The organism is Aquiflexum sp., assembly GCF_977115555.1.
Map to the genome: position 1 here is coordinate 1 of NZ_CDSBKL010000039.1, position 18,162 is coordinate 18,162.

Annotated in this window: 20 protein-coding genes; 2 read left to right on the forward strand and 18 right to left on the reverse strand. The window is 40.3% G+C overall.

All coding sequences use genetic code 11. From position 1 onward, the window contains the following. The coding region (locus ACZFYI_RS04270; protein ID WP_462522877.1) for a tetratricopeptide repeat protein at positions 1–361 on the forward strand (361 nt) is incomplete at its 5' end. Between the two features lie 22 nt (positions 362–383). On the opposite strand, the gene trxA is transcribed toward ACZFYI_RS04270, so the two are convergent. The 11 genes from trxA to ACZFYI_RS04325 form a co-directional block, all read right to left on the reverse strand. Beyond that, entirely contained in the window at positions 384–692 is a 309-nt protein-coding gene (trxA, locus tag ACZFYI_RS04275; protein WP_462522878.1) for a thioredoxin, read from the reverse strand. A 182-nt stretch (positions 693–874) separates the two neighbouring features. After that, the gene (locus tag ACZFYI_RS04280; protein WP_462522879.1) at positions 875–1,429 is read right to left on the reverse strand and encodes an OmpH/Skp family outer membrane protein; all 555 of its coding nucleotides are present in this window, start codon (positions 1,427–1,429) and stop codon (positions 875–877) included. 18 nt (positions 1,430–1,447) lie between these two features. Further along, positions 1,448–1,984, reverse strand: a complete 537-nt coding sequence (locus ACZFYI_RS04285) for an OmpH/Skp family outer membrane protein (protein ID WP_462522880.1) — start codon at positions 1,982–1,984, stop codon at positions 1,448–1,450. After that, entirely contained in the window at positions 1,984–4,677 is a 2,694-nt protein-coding gene (locus ACZFYI_RS04290; RefSeq protein ID WP_462522881.1) for a BamA/OMP85 family outer membrane protein, read from the reverse strand. The genes ACZFYI_RS04285 and ACZFYI_RS04290 overlap by 1 nt, the downstream gene beginning before the upstream one ends. Positions 4,678–4,682: 5 nt before the next feature. Beyond that, the gene (locus ACZFYI_RS04295) at positions 4,683–5,420 is read right to left on the reverse strand and encodes an isoprenyl transferase (RefSeq protein WP_462522882.1); all 738 of its coding nucleotides are present in this window, start codon (positions 5,418–5,420) and stop codon (positions 4,683–4,685) included. 82 nt (positions 5,421–5,502) lie between these two features. Next, entirely contained in the window at positions 5,503–6,255 is a 753-nt protein-coding gene (gene porG, locus ACZFYI_RS04300) for a type IX secretion system protein PorG (RefSeq protein WP_462522883.1), read from the reverse strand. Between the two features lie 155 nt (positions 6,256–6,410). Next, on the reverse strand, positions 6,411–7,286 hold the full coding sequence (locus tag ACZFYI_RS04305; protein ID WP_462522884.1) for an NAD kinase: 876 nt from the start codon (positions 7,284–7,286) through the stop codon (positions 6,411–6,413). Positions 7,287–7,299: 13 nt separating this feature from the next. Next, positions 7,300–7,965 carry a CBS domain-containing protein gene (locus tag ACZFYI_RS04310; RefSeq protein WP_462522885.1) on the reverse strand — a complete coding sequence of 222 codons (666 nt, stop codon included), beginning with the start codon at positions 7,963–7,965 and terminating at the stop codon, positions 7,300–7,302. Between the two features lie 87 nt (positions 7,966–8,052). Next, positions 8,053–8,634 carry an anthranilate synthase component II gene (locus tag ACZFYI_RS04315; protein ID WP_462522886.1) on the reverse strand — a complete coding sequence of 194 codons (582 nt, stop codon included), beginning with the start codon at positions 8,632–8,634 and terminating at the stop codon, positions 8,053–8,055. Then, positions 8,618–9,157, reverse strand: a complete 540-nt coding sequence (locus ACZFYI_RS04320) for a CvpA family protein (RefSeq protein ID WP_462522887.1) — start codon at positions 9,155–9,157, stop codon at positions 8,618–8,620. The genes ACZFYI_RS04315 and ACZFYI_RS04320 overlap by 17 nt, the downstream gene beginning before the upstream one ends. A gap of 11 nt (positions 9,158–9,168) precedes the next feature. Continuing rightward, on the reverse strand, positions 9,169–9,618 hold the full coding sequence (locus ACZFYI_RS04325) for a GatB/YqeY domain-containing protein (protein WP_462522888.1): 450 nt from the start codon (positions 9,616–9,618) through the stop codon (positions 9,169–9,171). Between the two features lie 61 nt (positions 9,619–9,679). On the opposite strand from ACZFYI_RS04325, the gene ACZFYI_RS04330 reads away from it, so the two are divergent. After that, positions 9,680–10,396, forward strand: coding sequence for a pyridoxine 5'-phosphate synthase (locus tag ACZFYI_RS04330; RefSeq protein WP_462522889.1), 717 nt, complete (start codon positions 9,680–9,682; stop codon positions 10,394–10,396). A 4-nt stretch (positions 10,397–10,400) separates the two neighbouring features. On the opposite strand, the gene ACZFYI_RS04335 is transcribed toward ACZFYI_RS04330, so the two are convergent. The 7 genes from ACZFYI_RS04335 to rplS form a co-directional block, all read right to left on the reverse strand. Beyond that, the gene (locus ACZFYI_RS04335; protein ID WP_462522890.1) at positions 10,401–11,477 is read right to left on the reverse strand and encodes a DUF3810 domain-containing protein; all 1,077 of its coding nucleotides are present in this window, start codon (positions 11,475–11,477) and stop codon (positions 10,401–10,403) included. A gap of 9 nt (positions 11,478–11,486) precedes the next feature. Then, entirely contained in the window at positions 11,487–12,071 is a 585-nt protein-coding gene (locus ACZFYI_RS04340; RefSeq protein WP_462522891.1) for a NifU family protein, read from the reverse strand. Between the two features lie 59 nt (positions 12,072–12,130). Continuing rightward, the gene (locus ACZFYI_RS04345; protein WP_462522892.1) at positions 12,131–12,793 is read right to left on the reverse strand and encodes an outer membrane beta-barrel protein; all 663 of its coding nucleotides are present in this window, start codon (positions 12,791–12,793) and stop codon (positions 12,131–12,133) included. Positions 12,794–12,834: 41 nt separating this feature from the next. Then, positions 12,835–15,594, reverse strand: a complete 2,760-nt coding sequence (locus tag ACZFYI_RS04350; protein ID WP_462522893.1) for a carboxypeptidase-like regulatory domain-containing protein — start codon at positions 15,592–15,594, stop codon at positions 12,835–12,837. A 290-nt stretch (positions 15,595–15,884) separates the two neighbouring features. Beyond that, positions 15,885–16,097, reverse strand: coding sequence for a hypothetical protein (locus ACZFYI_RS04355; protein WP_249720030.1), 213 nt, complete (start codon positions 16,095–16,097; stop codon positions 15,885–15,887). 25 nt (positions 16,098–16,122) lie between these two features. Continuing rightward, positions 16,123–17,658: a glutamate--tRNA ligase gene (gene gltX / locus ACZFYI_RS04360; protein WP_462522894.1), complete on the reverse strand. Its 1,536-nt coding sequence runs from the start codon at positions 17,656–17,658 to the stop codon at positions 16,123–16,125. A 148-nt stretch (positions 17,659–17,806) separates the two neighbouring features. Then, positions 17,807–18,160 carry a 50S ribosomal protein L19 gene (rplS, locus tag ACZFYI_RS04365; protein WP_462522895.1) on the reverse strand — a complete coding sequence of 118 codons (354 nt, stop codon included), beginning with the start codon at positions 18,158–18,160 and terminating at the stop codon, positions 17,807–17,809. Positions 18,161–18,162: the final 2 nt, after the last annotated feature.

Here is an 18,162-nt window from a genome sequence, read left to right on the forward strand (position 1 = left end):
ACTAAATGCAGATGAAAATGATGTGGAATCCTTGCTTTACAAAGCCTATGTTTTGGAGAAGATGGGACAAACTGAGCGTGCGCTTGCCGATTATGAAAAAGTAATTGGCATAAATCCTATGGAAGCAAATGCATACTTTGGAAAAGGAAATATCTACTATAAGTCAAAAAAATATGATCTGGCAATGGGGGCATATACTTTGGCGATTTATCACCGCGACGATTTCGGAGAGGCATACTATCAAAGAGGTCTAACTTATCACCAATTTGAAAATGAAACAGCAGCCTGCGAAAATCTGAAAATTGCCATGGGTTTGGGACTGGACATCGCTGAGGAAGCTTTTAATAAGATCTGTAGGTAGAATTTTTTCAAGCTTTGATGTTCTATCCCACAAACCCTTTCATGGCCTGTAGCAATTCCCTTTTGGTCATGATTCCACCTTTTCTCCAAAGGATTTTTCCGCGTTTGAAAAGGATATAATGAGGAATAGATCGAACCCCAAATTGCAGGCTTACCTGTGGATTTTTTTCAACATTAAGTTTATAAAGCTTGATTTTTCCATTGAGTTCATGGATGACTTCTTCCAAGACCGGATTCATGGTTTGACAGGGGCCGCACCAATCTGCAAAAAAATCTACCAAAATGGCTTCTTCTGAATGTTGGATTACTTCTTTGAATTTCTTTTTTGCCATTGTATGGATTATTTTGGTACAAATAAAAATGGATTTTTAGAGATTCTTTGTTACCAAGATCAAATCTCAGCATTTTCCCCGATGAATGAGATTTTTGTTGGTTGATTTAATGAGATAGTGACCAAAACAGAAAAAACCTGTCTCTCTCGAAACAGGTCTCTGATTTTTTTGATTGATCGGTATTATTTTCCAGCTGGACTCGCAGGAGCGGCAGGTAATTCAATGCCCAATTTAGCCAAAACCAATTCGGTGAATTTGTCTTCATCTCTAGTATATAGCAAGATCGGTGATTGACCTGCAGACTCTGAGAATATGTGAGAATAGTTATTCTCCGCAGCTACTGCATTGATTGCGTTGAATACTTTCTGCTGAACTGGGGCAAGAAGTTCTTGAAGTTTGTTTTGGTAAGATACTTGGGCATCTTGCTCATACTTCTGAAGATCTTGTTGAAGCTTTTGTAATTCCTGCTCTTTTGCAGACCTGGCATCCTCAGTCATGGTCGGTGCTGCCTGCTGATATGCCTGCACTTTTCTCTGAAAGTCTTGTGCTTTTGTTTGGATATTTGTCTGAAGTTGTGCCTGGTAATCTTGCACATCAGCAGCAATCTGTTCCATTTCTGGCATCAGGTCCATCAGTAATTCAACATTGGTATAGCCGATCTTCAATTCCTGGGCCTGGGCTACGAATCCTACGCAAAAGAGTGCTATTGCGGAAAGGACGACTTTAATTTTCATCATTTTCGTTATTGAGTTAATTTATTTGTTTTCTATTCCTAATTCTTCCAATACAAATTCTGAGTAATCATGCCTGGGATCTGTATAGATCATTAATGGTCCCGATGCTTTGTCAAAAAGGATAACCAAACTGTTTCTTTTACAAACCCTGTCTATGGCATCATAGATTTTGGATTGTAGTGGTTGCAGCAATTCCGCTTGTTTTTGGTAGTACTGACCGTTAATGCCAAAAACCCTGTTATTAAAAGCGACTGCTTCTTTTTCTTTTTCTTTGATCGTTACCAATCTTTCTTGGTACATTTCTTCTGTCAGTAGAACTTCTTCTGCTTTCAGATTGGCATACATGGTTTTTATTCCCTGTTCCAAATCCTGTGCCTCTTTTTTCCACTGATTGCTAATAGATGTTAATTCATCTTGGACCAATTTGTAATCTGGATGTTTGTTTAGGATATATTCAGAGTCGATATATCCGAATTTTTGGGCATCCGCAGAGGAGACAAATAGGGTCAGTCCAATTAGCGTGCACAAAATTAATAATATAATCGGTCTTTTCACCATTATCTAAATTGTTGTCCGATGGTAAAGTGGAATTGAGCACCGCTTCTTTGTAATGAACCCGGAGCTCTGTCAAATCCATATCCCCAATCCAAACCTAACAATCCGAATGCAGGCATAAATATCCTTGCACCAAAGCCTGCTGATTTTTTGAGGTTATACGGGTTAAACTCAGCATAGGATCCCCAGTTGTTTCCAGCTTCGGCAAATCCAAGAAGGAAAATGGTAGCTGAGGGGTTTGGCGAAACGAGGAATCTCAATTCCATGACGTGTTTGTTGTATACAATACCGCCATAACCTTCAGTTGAATTGGGATCATTTCGGGTGAGTTTGCCCGGGGTAATGCTTTGGTTTTCATATCCTCTAAGACCGATGATCTCTTGTCCCAAAGCAAAATTGTTCATATTCATACCATCCCCTCCCATTACGAATCTTTCCAAAGGAATGATACCGATCCTGTCGCCATAAGAACCTAAGAATCCCATGTGGGTCCTTGCACTGATAACCCACTTTTTGGATCCAAAAAGAGGTGTATAGAAGGAAGCATCAAACATCCACTTGTGGTATTCCAGCCATTTGTATTTTTCTTCGTCAGGGGATTCCCTATCAATATTTGGGTTTAGAGAGGCATAAGGTGGAGTCAAAGAAGTCACCAATGAAATATTGGATCCCATTCTAGGATAGATAGGGTTGTCTATGTTATTTCTCGCTACAGTGGTATTGAGTGCAATACTGTTCAATGTTCCGGTCGCAAAACTCAAACCAAACTGCCTTCCAAATTCAAAGAAGTCGTAGTTTTGATAAGTCAAAGCTGTGCTGAACATGAAGTAATCATCCGGCCAAGTCACTCTTTTAGACAGACCGATGGTCGCACCAGTGATCTTGAAAAATCCAAGTTCTTGTCCTCCCGGGTTTTGAAAATTTAATTGTCTTTGTACTGACCTGTTTAAGCTAAAACTCAAAGCATTTGGTTTTTTACCTCCAAACCAAGGCTCAGTCAAGGAAATGCTGTAGTTTTGAAAAGAGCGGCCATTTGCCTGGACCCTAAGTGAAAGCCGCTGTCCATCGCCCACAGGCAATGGTCTCCATTTATCAAAGTTGCCAATGTTTTTCAAAGAGAAATTATTGAAAACCAATCCCACAGTACCTACGAATCCAAAGAAACCACCCCATCCTCCGGATAATTCAATCTGGTCATTGGGTCTTTCCTCCAGCTTGAATGTGATATCCACCGTTGCGTTTTCATAATTAGGACGCATATCCGGTTCAATTTTCTCCGGATCGAAATATCCCAATTGGGACAATTCTCTGATCGTCCTTACCAGTAAACTTCTATTGAATTTTTGTCCCGGCAAAATCCTGATTTCCCTCATCACCACATGGTCTGAGGTCCTTTCATTGCCTTGTACTGTGACTGAGTTTACAGTTACTTGGGGACCCTCAAAGATCCTCATTTCAATATCAATGGAATCTTCTTTGATTTTGACCTCAACTGGTTCGATTGAGAAAAACAAATAGCCATTATCCTGATAAAGGGAACTTACATCATCACCTTTCTGAGGATCATAGTTGAGTCTTTTATCCAGTTTTTCTTTGTCATACACATCTCCTTTGGCTATTCCCAGGCGGTTAAGGAGGACAGCATTTGGATGGAGGTAATTTCCAACGAAAGTGATGTTGCGGTAATAATACTTCTTCCCTTCTTCCAAAGAGATATCCACATTGACGGTATTGTCCGAAAATCTGTAGACAGAATCAACAATAATTTCAGCATCCCTATAACCTTTGGAATTGTAATAGGCAATGACTTTTTCTTTGTCTTCTTTGAATTCTTTAGAGACAAACTTGGAAGCATTCAAAAAGTTGAGTTTGAAGTTTTTATTGATGTATTCTTTTACTTTGTCATCTTCAACAGGGCTCATGTGAAAAATTGCATCTGCTGCGGATTTGGGAGTAGTATTCGAGATTCTGGAGGCTATATCTCGGCCAATATACATTCTGGGATGTTCTTTGGTTTTCTTTAATTTGGATTTGATTTTTTTCTCATCAATTCCCTCAGTCCCATAAACATTTACCTCATTAATTTTGACTTTTGTTTTGGTATCCACTTCAAACCTTAGCTTAACGCTATTTGGAAGGGTGGTATCCCTTTCCTGGATTACCTTAACATCTGTATTGAGGTAGCCTTTATCGACAAAATATTGGCGTATATTCCTTTGGGAAGTATTTAGGACATCATCCCTGACTACCCTTCCACGGATTTTGACTTTATCTTTTAGCTCACTTTCTTGGGTCTTATTGACTCCTGTAAATTCAACCCTACTGAATCTTGGCCTCTCTGTGAGTTCCATCAAGAGGTAGATATCATCTCCTTCAATTTTGGTGACAAGAATCTTGACGTCACCTATAATTCCTTGACCCCAAATCCTTTTGAGAGCAGTGGAAATCGCATCTCCTGGAACCGAAATGACATCATCCACCCTAAGTCCGGATAATGAAATAATCGCCACCTCATCCAAAGTGGTCAAACCCACAGCTTTGATTTCAGCGATCCTGTACTTTTGCGGTTTGGAATAATTTAACTCTAAAATATCCACCGGCCTTGCAGGGGTATAGCGACTTTGTCCCAAACGGATCTGGGCCTGGGCGCTAAGGACCCACATGAAAAGGCAAAGGATAGTAAAACTCTTTTTCATCAAAATTACGGTTTTATCTGAGCCCCGGTTTTGCCAAATCTTCTTTCTCTCTTCTGATAATCGGAGATGGCTTCCACTAGATGCTTTTTTCTAAAATCTGGCCACAACACTTCTGTAAAATACAGCTCTGTATAAGCCAGTTGCCATAGGAGAAAGTTACTTATTCTTATTTCTCCACTTGTCCTGATCAGGAGTTCCGGATCAGGGATGTCTTTGGTATTTAAATGGGCAGCAATTACTTCCTGCGTAATATCTTCAATATCAAGTTGTTTTGCTTCTACTTTTTTGACAATGGATTTGATTGCATCCTGGATTTCCCATCTTCCACTATAACTCAGCGCCAAGACTACCGACAAACCTGTGTTTTTTGAGGAAAGTCCTATTGCTTCATTGAGTTTTTCCTTGGCTCTTCTAGGCAAACTTTCGGTGTCGCCGATAGCCAATAACCTGATGTTATTTTTCATCATGTTGGGCACTTCTTGGGATATGGCATCTACCAATAATTCCATCAATGCATTGACTTCATCTTCAGGTCTTGACCAGTTTTCGGTCGAAAATGCATATAAAGTCAAAAACTTTACCCCCAATTCAGCTGAACCTTCAATGGAATCCCTAACAGCTGTGATGGCATTTTTATGGCCAAAGATTCTCATGGCGCCTTTTTGTTGGGCCCACCGTCCATTCCCATCCATGATAATTGCGATGTGTTGGGGGATTTTATCTTTGTCTATTGATTCTTTCATTTCGTAGGTATACGAAAATGCCTTCGTTTTTTGGAGGTACAAAAATGCTATTTCTTTTTCAATATTCTATTTTTGGTAGAAATTAATAAGAATAACATTTTACAGTGCTGAAGGTATAGCTGAGTGTGATGCCCAAAAAGTAATACCAATCTTTGTCACTGTAATTGCCGTAGTTATAACCGGTCAGTGCATTTGGATTATTAGGATCAGGGAATCGGGGAATAAAAGGTTCTTCCCCGTATAGTTTGTCAATTGCGTCTGTGAATGTGGCCCTTGCCCCAAATTCTGTAGCCAAGATCCACTTTTCGGAGAGTTTGTATTTGATTCCGATTCCGAAAGGAATCACAGGCGTACCTACGGTATAGCCTGTGGGGTTGGGATCATTTTCAAATTTTCTCCCTTCGCCAACAAAAGCAGCAAAACCCACACCGAAGAATCCATAAGGGGAAAATCTATATTCGGCAAAGCGGTTGGTAAAATCCAGAAAGTGGTATTCCATTACTATTGAAGCTTCAAACAAAGAACCCTTGAAACCGGCATTTCTAAAAGCCATGACAGGATCGATCGGATTGATGCTGTCTGCTGCATTGAGCCGCGCAAAAGACAACCCACCTCGGAGTGACCATACATTGTCAAAATTTCGTCTGCCAAACAACGTTCCTTGAAGTCCGATCTGATTTGGATCGAGTCCTCTGATGATGTCACCTGAATAGGTGGCTACCCCAAGACCTCCGCCTGCATCATATTTTTGTGCGATTGAATTTTCGGGATTTAAAAAAACCAGAGAACCCAAAAGGAATGACAAAGACAAAATCCAAAACTTATTCTTTTTCAAGACGATGCAATTTATGAACTAGAGAACGATATAAAAACCCATATAAGTATTTACGGGGTTAATTTTTGTTAATGATAGATCAGCGAATAAATCATGAATTAGGCTTGAATTGTCTGATTTTCCAATAATCTAAGGTATTTATTAAGGAAGTGTTTTTAATTTCTCATATCAAAGCCCCAATTGAGTTTTTGACGGAGTGTATCGAAATAACTGTAGGATGCGAATTTGACCAATTTTGCTGAAAATTCAGCTTTTTTCACTTTCAATTTTACGGAAGCATCAATCGGAGTGGATCTTGAATCCAAAGAAATCAGGAATTTTTCACTTCGTCCCTCAATCTTAAAGCTGATTTCATTGTCATCTGATACCACTATCGGACGTACATTTAGATTGTGAGGACTTACTGGTGTAATGACAAAGTTCCTTGCTCCGGGAGTGATCAAAGGGCCACCACAGCTCAGGGAATATCCTGTTGATCCTGTAGGCGTGGCAACAATCAGACCATCTGCCCAATAACTGTTGAGATACAGGTCATTGATATAAGTATGGACGGTGATCATAGAGGAAGTATCCCGCTTGTGGATGGTGAATTCATTCAATCCGAAATTCAATCCATTGAAAAGTGGAATGTCTGATTCGAGCTTGAGCAGTGACCTTGATTCAATCGAAAAGGAACCTGCGATCAATTCTTCTATGTTTTTTTCAACATTTTCTTTCGCAACAGTTGCCAAAAATCCCAATCTTCCGGTATTGACACCCAATATCGGGATTTCAAGGTTGCCGATTAGGCAAACTGTATCAAGCAAGGTGCCGTCTCCACCGATCGAAATTACAAAATCAGAATCTTTGATGGTGTCTTTCGGATTGGTAGATTTCAATCCATCCGTTGGGAAAGCATTTTTTTTGAGCGATTTGTGTAAGGATTCCGTGAGGTTGAGGTGAATATTCTTATCCTTTAGAATCTTGAATAGAAGGCCTATCTGAGGAAGAAACTCTTTTTGAACACCTATCCCGTGTAAAGTGATTTTCATTGGGGGATAGGGATTAAATCTGTAAAAATCTAAATAAGTTATCAATTCGTTCCTGCTCTCCGCTTATACCCTCTTCTTCTTGAAAATGGTCTAGAATCCGATAGCCAAACCGCTCTAAAGTAGCTTTAACATGTCTGAGTTCGGTCTTATCCAATTTCAATGTCAATTTTATCTTGGAGTCATCAAGAGGGTCACTTGACAAAAAGCTGCTCAGGATTTTGGTATTTTCTGATTCTATTATCCGTGCGATTTCTGACAGACTGTAGTCAGTCATATTCATAGACAAGACAAGAACTGCACCATTTGATTGGATAGAAAGGGAATCAGCAAATGCGCTAATGGCATCTTCCATTGTGACTACACCCAAGTAGTTGTTTTCTCTGTCTACAACCGCAATCATATTGGAATGGTACTCAGAGGCTACTTTGATGACGTCATAGATGTGCTTGTCCTGATACACAAAGCAGGATATGTTTTCCAAAGAAATTTTGGCAATCGTCAATTCAGGATCGTTTACAGTGAATACCAAATCTTCCGTAACAAAACCCATGAACATGTGTTCGTCCACTACCGGCAGGATATCAGTCCTGATTTCCTCCATCCAGTTCAAAGCCAATTTTACTTTGTCTTTTGGTTTCAAAGGAGGGATAAGGTTATTGATAAATTCGTAGGCCTGCATGCAATAAATATATTAAATAGGATTCGAAATATAAAACGATGTAAAAAGTCAACAAGTTTGAAAGTACTAAAAACTTCTGGAATCAATCTAAGCGATCCTTAAATCAATTTTGGAAAAGCGAAGCCAATTTACAATCATTTCTTTTCCAAATTCAGTCAAAAAGGCCTCAGGATGGTATTGGATGCCGAGAATTGGCATCGTTTTATGAGCCATTGCCATGTTTTCTCCTTTTTGGGTTTTAAGGATGACTTCAAGACAATCCGGGACATCCTTGATTTCCAGGGAATGGTACCTCGTCACTAGAAAATTTTCCGGTAAATCTTTAAGGTAGTCGTGGTTCATAGCCCGATATACAGGAAATACTTTCCCATGCACAGGCTTTTCACACTTTGCCAATTGACCACCGAAATATTCCCCAATGGCCTGATGTCCAAGACAGATTCCCAAAATTGGTAATTTACCCACATACCACCCAAGGATTTTCATGAGGTTTCCGGCCTTTGCGGGTGATTCCGGACCGGGGGAAAGAATCAGTGCATCCCATGATTTTGAGATGAGATCATCCAAGGCGACGTCGTTTCTTACGATCTCAAGAGCTATCCCGGTCTGTCTCAAGTAATCGGCAAGAATATTTGAAAAGGAATCGAAGTTATCAATCAACAAAACCATCTGCGGTTTTTTCTACCAGTTCCTGAAAGGAGATAATCGTCTTTTTTATGATTGGAGTGTAATTGTCAAATGCATCGATGACCACAGGTGCAATCGGTTCGATATAGGAATAAGTTTTGGAATCTTTGATCCATTTTTTTGGAAAAGAATAATCAAAAGCATCGGCTATCCATACAAAAAAACTCAGGATAAAAACAGTTTTGAAAAACCCCAAAATGCCACCGGCGATATTGTCAACCGAACCGAGAATAGTAAAGTCTAAGGATTTTTTGACCAGAAATGCCAATCCCCGGATAATCAAAATTACTCCCAAAAATATCAGTATAAAGGCGACAAAGGGCAACATGAATGTCATCTCATCCACCCTTTTGGAAAGAAAATCTGCTCCCCAATTCATAAGGTGAAATGCGAGTATCACAGCAAAAACAAAGGCTACTATGGAGAGTATGCCGATAAACAATCCTTCCTTGTAGCCCTCATAAACCCCAATGGCCAAAAAAACCAAAATAATCAGGTCTAGCATTTAATCAATTGTTAGGCTAGGAGTTCTTTTACTTTCATAGATATCGCTTTTCCATCAGCTTTACCTGCGAGTGCTTTGGAAGCAAGACCCATTACTCTGCCCATGTCTTTGGCTCCTGAAGCACCGGATTCAGAAATGATTGCTTTCAATTCTGCCACAAGTTCTTCTTCTGTCAACTGTTTTGGTAAAAATTCACTGATGATTTCAAGCTCGCCCATTTCCACAGCATAGAGGTCTTCCCTGTTCTGTTGCTTGTAGATGTCTGCCGAATCCTTTCTCTGCTTTGCAGCTTTGGTCAAAAGCTTCATTTCATCTTCTTTGGATAGCTCTGCACCTGCTCCTTCTTTGGTTTCTTCCAAAAGGATCAGAGATTTGATAGCTCTTAATGCCCTTAGCCTGTCTTTGTCTCTGGCGAGCATGGCATTTTTTATTTCACTTTCTACACTTGCCTTTAAACCCATTGTCTTGTTCTTTGTGTTATAGGTGTAAATTTGTCACAAAATTATCTTTTAATCTAAGAAAATGACCAAACTGAGTGTAAATATTAACAAAATCGCCACCCTCAGAAATGCCAGAGGAGACAATAATCCAAATGTAGTACAGGTTGCTTTGGACGCTGAGAGGTTTGGTGCTCAGGGGATTACCGTCCACCCGAGACCTGATGAAAGACATATCCGATACCAAGATGTGCTTGATCTGTCCAAGCTAGTCACAACAGAGTTCAACATAGAGGGTTATCCTGACCAAAGGTTTATGGAACTGATCCGTTTGGTCAGGCCGGCACAAGCTACTTTGGTACCGGATCCTCCACAGGCGATTACTTCAAGTAGTGGTTGGGATACGATCACACATCAGCTTTTACTCCGAGATATTGTGTCCGAGCTTCATGAATCAGGTACAAGGGTTTCCATATTTATCAATCCGGAATCCAAATATTTTGAACCGGCAAAAAATACAGGAACTGACAGGGTTGAGTTGTATACAGAGCCGTATGCTAAGGCTTATCACTCAAACAAAATTGAAGCTGTTAAGCCTTATGTTGAAGTCGCTTTGTTGGCCAAAGAGTTGGAACTTGGTTTGAATGCAGGCCATGATTTGGATTTGCACAATCTGAAATTCCTAAAGGAAAGTATTCCTTTCTTGGATGAAGTTTCTATAGGTCATGCACTGATTTGCGATGCCTTGTATTACGGGTTGGAAAATACCATTCAGATGTATCGGAGGCAGTTGGAGGTATGAATTTTTAAAACCCTTCCTTCAGACTGTTTCTCCAGGCATAAGCAAGCATGGGCAATTGCTGATAGCTGTTGACTCCGGCTTTTATCCCTTGGGTCTTCAAAAAAAGGTCATTGGATTTTCTGCTTATCTCCAAGTTAAATGGTTTGATTTTTTCATTTTCTGTCTGTATAGAAATCAAATCATTTCTGATGCCACTTGGTAATGTTTTGTAAAAATCTTTAAATAAATCCTTTGACATCCTGTACATGTCATTCATCTGGTATTTCAATAACCTCAGCTGCCCGGAATATTGCAATAAAGGATCATCGGAATTTGAACAGATCACCCATGCGATAAAGTTGGCTTCGCCTTCGTCGGTTACCCCATAACTGTGTGCCATTTCGTGGGCGATGGTAAACGGTTTTTCGAGATGATGTAACGTAGGATCGATATAGCTTTCTCCTGTAAATGGGAAATAGATCCCTAAAATCCCCATTCTTCTCATAAATCCGGCGGGGTAGAATTGCTTCGTCCGGGGATTGCCTGTAAAGTTCAACCCTAGCAAATACAGGTTTTCACGCATATTTGCCCTTACCAATTTTTCCAGGTCAGGATATTCTATGGTCTTTTCTATAGCGACAGTATCTTCCTCGATATTGTATCGCAGTTGGCTGAGGATATTTCTAGTAAGTTCAGTTTCTTTAATCAGCTGCTCTTCATTGAGTGGGATAGGATTCAAACCCACCTGTTGGAAAATCGGGATTCTCTGATAGTTGTAACCCCAAAGAATCAGGAAAAAGAAAACAATGGCACCTAAGTAATTGAATAAAGAACGGATAGAGTATCCGAGTTTTTTTTTCCAGCCTTGTGTCTGATTTAATCGGTAAAAATAAAAACCAATGTAAAAGATTAAAGATGCCAGAAAGACATATACTGTAGCAAAAGGAAGTAAGGATAAGGAGAGGTCAATGACATTCCGGATTCCTGGAAAAAATGCCCTGGAATAGATCGCCTCTGTTTTCTCAGGGTATTTTATGGCAAAATGCCTAATTACCAAGCTGATCAGGCCCAATAATGTCCAGGTCCAATTTCCTTTCAGCATCTGAAAAAATTAAATTCCTTCTGCCTGGACTTCTTTGACCTCAGGAAGCATCCTTGTCAATAAGTTCTGGATACCTGCTTTGAGGGTAATGGTACTGGACGGACATCCCGAGCAACTTCCCTGAAGTAGAACTTTCACTATGCCTTCATTAAAACTGTGGAAAACGATGGCGCCACCATCTTGCTCGACTGCCGGTCTGATGTATTCATCCAAAATCCCCTTGATCTTTTTTACAGTTTCTGAATCGTTTTCATCAAAAAGAGGGTCTTTTTCAAAGGAAGAAATGACTACTGCTGATTTGCCTGCTTCCAGATATTTTTTGATGTGATCTCGGACAATATCCTGGATTTCTACCCAATCTATATTTTCTTTTTTGGTGACGGTCACAAAATTAGAGGTAATAAAAACCCTGTCAACGGCAGCAAAATTGAACAATTCATTTGCCAATGGTGAAGTTTCTGTACTCGCTTGATCAGGATAATCAAAGCTAACGCCTTCATCCGTCAACATAAAGTTCACCACAAATTTCAAAGAATTGGGGTTTGGATTGGCTTCCATATAAATATGGACTGGTCTTTTTTGAGCTTGTAGCATATCTGTTTAAATTAATTATCTAACATACCATCAAAAGCTTGGATAAGTTCCTTTGGTTTTCAATTTTGGGATTTAGATTTTAATGCCTGGAATAAATAGGTTATTGTGAGCTCTATATTGGTGGAAGTCATATCAAAAATTCTGTCTTGGGTTTCAGGTCTTCCAAACTCATAGGAAAGCCGCAAATCGCCCTCGAGGGTACTTTTTCCAAACAAGGTGGAAAGTCCGGCGCCTCCGGTAAGTCCATACATAAACTTTCTGGGATTGTCTCCCCGTCCTCCATAAGTGGGCAAAAATTTGTCTCCGTCAAAATCTCTCTGTACATCTGTGGCATTTAACAAGTAGCCAAAGTGAGGTCCGATTTTGATGTGGAACCTTCCTCCTTTACCGGCATAAAAATTGGAGAGGACAGGCATTTTCAAATAATCCAACTCAGTCCTGTTGGTTCCGACGAGAACAGTATCTGTTTGTGTAAAACCTAAAGTGAGGTATTGGACCTCTATCTGAATCCCTGCATTTTTTCCCGCAAAGTGCTCCATTACAAATGCAAAAGTTGGTGCGCTGATACCACTTGTCCTAGTTTGGGGACTTGATGGAGTGGCACGGTATGTCATGGAGGAAACCGAATATCCTCCCCTGATTCCAAAACTTGTCTGTCCTTGGACAAATGCCGGCAAACTCAAGAAAACCGATACGGCTAAGGAGAAAATGAATTTTTGCATGTCCAAAAATAGGGATTTGATTTTCAAATAAGGAACAAATATTAATTTCCTAGAGAGATCACAAATGTTGCCCTTATTGGGGTCCCATCAATGGTAATTCCTTCAAGTAATACTGATTTTGGGCTTGGGCTGTCATTCATAAAGAATTCAATTCTGAAAGTCCCATTTTCGCTGTCAGTAATCAAATATGGATTCCAATATAGCGTTGCCCTCTCATCAGAACCAAATGGAGATTCTTCCCCATCTTCATGACTGACCTGATAAAAATTGTTTGGAACAGCAAAACCATCTACTACTATTGTGTTTTTATTTGTTGTGGCAGAATTCAGGATAGGGGAGGGTTGCCCTCCTTTTTTCAGGTAAATGGCTATAACCCCGTTTCTGCCCATATCTCCCATGATAGAAGCCATCCTTGTCACCACCTCAATTCTCTCGACATCATTGGGATTGATCGAATTGATATTAGAAGCTGCACTATTGCCCGGAAGAATGGCTCCGTCTACCATCACCATCGGCTCGAGGGAATTGGAACCCGAAGTGGCTCCTCCTCTCAAGGTTACTTGACCAAAGGAATTGACATTCATACCCGGAACGTAAGGTTTGAGACTTAGCAAAAGGTCAGTGGAGTTTCCTCCCTTCATCAAGATATCCCCTTGGATCACATGATCTGCTTTACCATAAATAGCCATTGTTTTGTCTCTTACCACTTCTTCATTGACAGTAATCTGCTCTAGTTCCACTGTATTTGCCTCAACCCCCTTAAAAATAGCTTCGTTTGTGGCCGTGATTTTCGGCATTTTGGTAGATTCAGGAACAAAAAACGGTGGATTTAAACGTGGCGTCATTTCAAATTTCCCGAAAGAATTTCCTTTTTTGTCCAAAGCCATGAATGTAAAATCAATGGGACCGTAGAAGCCCATTTCTTCTAAATTGAATTTACCTTCAGCGTCAGACTGCAGTTCAAGTGAGGCTGCAAAATTATTGAAATAAGCCGTAAACGGGATGGCTTCAGGCTTTCCTTTGTCATTGAGGAATAGACCCGAGATATTCATATCTTGCTCTATAGGATAGGTGAATTTATCTGTGGTGATATGTTTGGGGATTTCTTTGATTTCCAAGCCATTCAGAATGGTAGGGTTTAGAGATAATGGAGTCACGAAATGATTGTCAGTTACAGAAACGGAAAGATTGGCTGAAACAGGATTTCCGTTATTATCTTTCAAATAAACTTCTAGACTTACTTTTTCTCTGGCTTGGTATCCGTTTTTGTCAGGTTTGAAATCAACCAAAATTCGGGATTTTTTCTCCTCAGGTATTTCGGAATTTGAGATCCTGTCATACGGACTTAGGACTGGCAGGGCTTTGACAAAGTAGGTGTCGGGACCATAGTTCCTGTTCCATGTAGTATATGATCTAAGGAAGTATTTTTTTTGATTGAGGGTGTCCGGCAAAAACATGTCTCCAACAGCCTGTCCATTTTCGATTTTAAACTTTTTCTGGATGATAATATCCCTGTTTTCAGAAATCAATTCTACATACAATATCTTGCTCAGGTCTTTTTTAAGCTGTGCGTTTGAATAGTTCATGTAGGCTTTGAAAAATAACTGATCCCCTTGATAATAAAATGGCCTGTCAAGATGCAGGTAAACTTTTTCCTGAAGTCCGTTGGCATCTTTTGCCATTTGGGTATTTGATTCCAAAGAAAAAGGAGGATCGTAATCCATAGGAAGAATTGTGGATACCTTTCTCTTGTCCATATCTCCGGAGAAGGTCACATCCTTTTGGTTTAGGATGACCCCGTTGGAATTGACATTGACATAGTTCCCATTGACTTCAATCCACGATATGGGATAGGGAGCGTCTTTGTAAGTATTGATGGTACTGTATCCTTTTTCGTAGTGGACTTCTATTCGACCCTTCAGGAATATTTTATATTCTCCCGGCCTTCTCCCCGGGCTTACGAGGTTTTCAGGATTGTATTCTATGACTGATTTTCCAAGTTCATTGGCAAAGATATCAGACCGCATATTCAGTGTTTCTGCCCCACCCGGCTTGTTTCCATAGAGCTTAAATCCTTCTTGGTTATGCTGGTTTTGGATCATCGCTCTAAACATGTTTGCAGGGGACTTTTTGTAGGTTTCCTGTCTGTTTTTTTCCCAGGATTGTTTGATATTTTGAGCCGTGGTATCCATTTCGACAAACCTTGTAGCTCCGGCAATGATATAGTATTGGGGAGTAAAATAGAATTCCCTGAGGTCAAAAGTGAGGTTGTATCCCAATCCGTTATTTTTGATTTCTATTGGCTGAATGGCCGTTGCGCGAAAACTGTTAGTACTGTTGTCTTCCGGAAATTCAATAACCCATGGATTGAGAATCTCGCATTGTGAAGCAAGGTTGTCATTTCCTAAAAAAAGATTTTTGAACCTTCTCAGTTCTCTTTCCCATGCTTTGTCCCTTTTGGCTATGATCTCGACATCGGAGAGTTCCTGTTCAAAAGAAACCATGCTCACATTGAGAATAAATTGTCCGCCGGGTTTGATGGAAGCGGGTTTTTGGACAGCTTGATAACCGATAAAAGAAAATCCAACTTCGACCCCTCCCTCCGGAACATTGGGTAAGTTAAAATTCCCATCTAAGTCAGTCACCGTGGAAAGCGTGGTGTTATTGATAAATACATTACAAAAAGGCAGAGGCTCGCCTGTTTTACTATCGGTAACTTTTCCCGTAATGGTACCTGTCGTTTGGGAGAAACCTGTAAAGGAAATCACCAACACAAAAAATAAAATTGAGAATGGTTTCATAATTAATTCTACTAATATTTAAGTCGAAATATAAAGTATAATACGGTCAACGAAAAAAAATGGGTCAAAAAAAAAAACAAAAACAGAAAAGTTTTGTGCCTTCATTTTCAAATGGGAAAGAAAAAACGGAAATTTTTTATATAAAACCCCTTTAATCCAACTAGCCAAAAAAATAATGGTTGAGGAACGATTAGCGGTTTTGAGGACAGTAGACTATCTACAGTGGATGAGTATCCGTATCCCATAAAGTCTCCTCAAGCCCAATGTGTAACATTGCGGATACTCAAAATTTATTTTTTCTTTTTTTCTTTACCCTCTTTGATTTCTTCAATGTCTTCCCTGTCTTTGAGCTTCTTGTCATCGACATTTTTGTTGAGGAATTCATTCAGCTTGTCAATGGAGAAAGAACTTGAAATTTCTCCGAAGGTATCAATGTTCATCTTGAAACCTTCCAAGTCTTTGTGGACTTTCGCGATTTCTTCTTTTTTAGGTTTCTTAGCCATAGGAGTTTTTTCTTTTTTGAATAAATCAGAGTACCTGTAAAGTGTCCAAGGCAAACTTGATCCTCTTGGACAATTCCTCTTTTCCAATAATACTGAATACTGCCATCAAATCCGGTCCTGCACCTACTCCTGTCACTGCCAAGCGTACTGCCTGCATGACTTTGCCCAATTTGATGCCGTTGGCCTCAGCGGATGCTTCTAAAATAGACTTCGCCGATTCAGGTGTAAAGTCTCCGGTATGGGATGCTAGCTTTTCAACGTAGGTTCCCAAAACGGTTACCACTTCGGCATTCCATTTTTTTGTTGCTATATCAGTATCAAATGTAGTTGGAGCAATCAGCATAAACTTCCCTTCTTTCCAAAGGTCAGCAGGGAAAGTTGCCCTTTCCTTCATGATATGGGCGATTTTTGCTGCTTTTCCTATTTCTATTGAAAGGCCTTCTTTTTCGATATCAGCGATGAGATATCCTGCCAATTCTTCATCCGTTTTGGCCCTGAGGTATTGTTCATTGAACCATTTGGCCTTGTTGATGTCAAATTTGGTTCCTGATTTTCCGATTCTTTCAATCGAAAAAGCTTCTATCAATTCTTCCAAGCTGAAAATCTCTTTGTGGTCACCGGGATTCCAACCTAGGAAGGCCAAGAAATTCAACATTGCTTCCGGTAGGTATCCACCTTCACGGAATCCCATGGCTGTTTCGCCTGAATTAGGATCTTTCCAATCCATAGGGAATACCGGAAAACCATGCTTATCCGCATCCCTCTTGGAAAGCTTACCATTTCCGTCAGGCTTTAGCAGCAAAGGAAGGTGAGCAAATTCCGGCATGGTATCCTCCCAGCCAAAGTATTTGTAAAGCAAAACGTGTAAAGGTGCGGAGGGCAGCCATTCTTCACCGCGGATCACATGCGTGATTTTCATCAAATGATCATCCACGATATTCGCTAAGTGGTAAGTGGGCATACCGTCCGATTTCATCAAGACCTTATCATCCAAAGTACTGGAGTGTACCATCACCCATCCACGGATGAGGTCGTGCAATCTTACTTCTTCTTTTCTCGGGATTTTGACACGGATGACATAGGCTTCACCGGAAGCTAATCTCGCCTTGACCTCATCTTCAGGAAGGGTAAGGGAGTTTTTCATCTGGGTCCTGGTGATGGAATTATACTGCGGGGATACAACCCTTGCGGCAGTCAGCCTCTCTCGCATGGCTTCCAGTTCTTCAGAAGTATCAAATGCATAATAGGCATGGCCTTTTTCGACCAGGTCAAGCGCATATTGCATGTACATAGGTTTCCTTTCAGACTGTCGGTAGGGTGAACTGCTTCCGGGATTCCAAGGACTTTCGTCAGGAGAGATCCCAAGCCAATCCAATGCATCTTTGATATATTCTTCTGCTCCAGGTACAAACCTGTTTTGGTCGGTGTCCTCAATTCTCAAGAGAAATTTTCCTCCGGTTTTTCGTGCGTATAGGTAATTGTAAAGGGCAGTTCTGACACCACCGATATGTAAAGCTCCTGTTGGAGAAGGCGCAAATCTTACACGTACTTCTTTGTTCATGGTATTGGATTATTCTTTGTACAACCAGTCTGAATCGGTTTGGTTGTAATGTTCAGTCTTATTTGAGGCTGCAAAGATAGGAAAAGATAAGGATTGGTCTAAACAAAAAAGGGAACCCGTTTGGATTCCCTTTTTGTGATTAAGACAATTAAGCGTCTTTTCTGTGTCTGATTCTTTCTTTGATTTTGGCAGACTTTCCTTGACGGCCTCTCAAATAGTACAATCTTGCTCTTCTCACTTTACCTTCTCTCATCAATTCGATTTTGTCGATGGCTGGGGAGATGATAGGGAAAATTCTTTCCACACCTACACCGTTTGATACTTTCCTTACAGTGAAAGTTTCTCCGTTTGTATTTGGATTTTTTCTTTGGATGACGGTGCCTTGGAATTGCTGGATACGCTCTTTGTTACCTTCAGTGATTTTCACGTGGACATTGATGGTATCTCCTGCTTTGAAAGAAGGGAATTTGGCTCTCGCCTCGCTGTATTCCGCTTCTACAATTT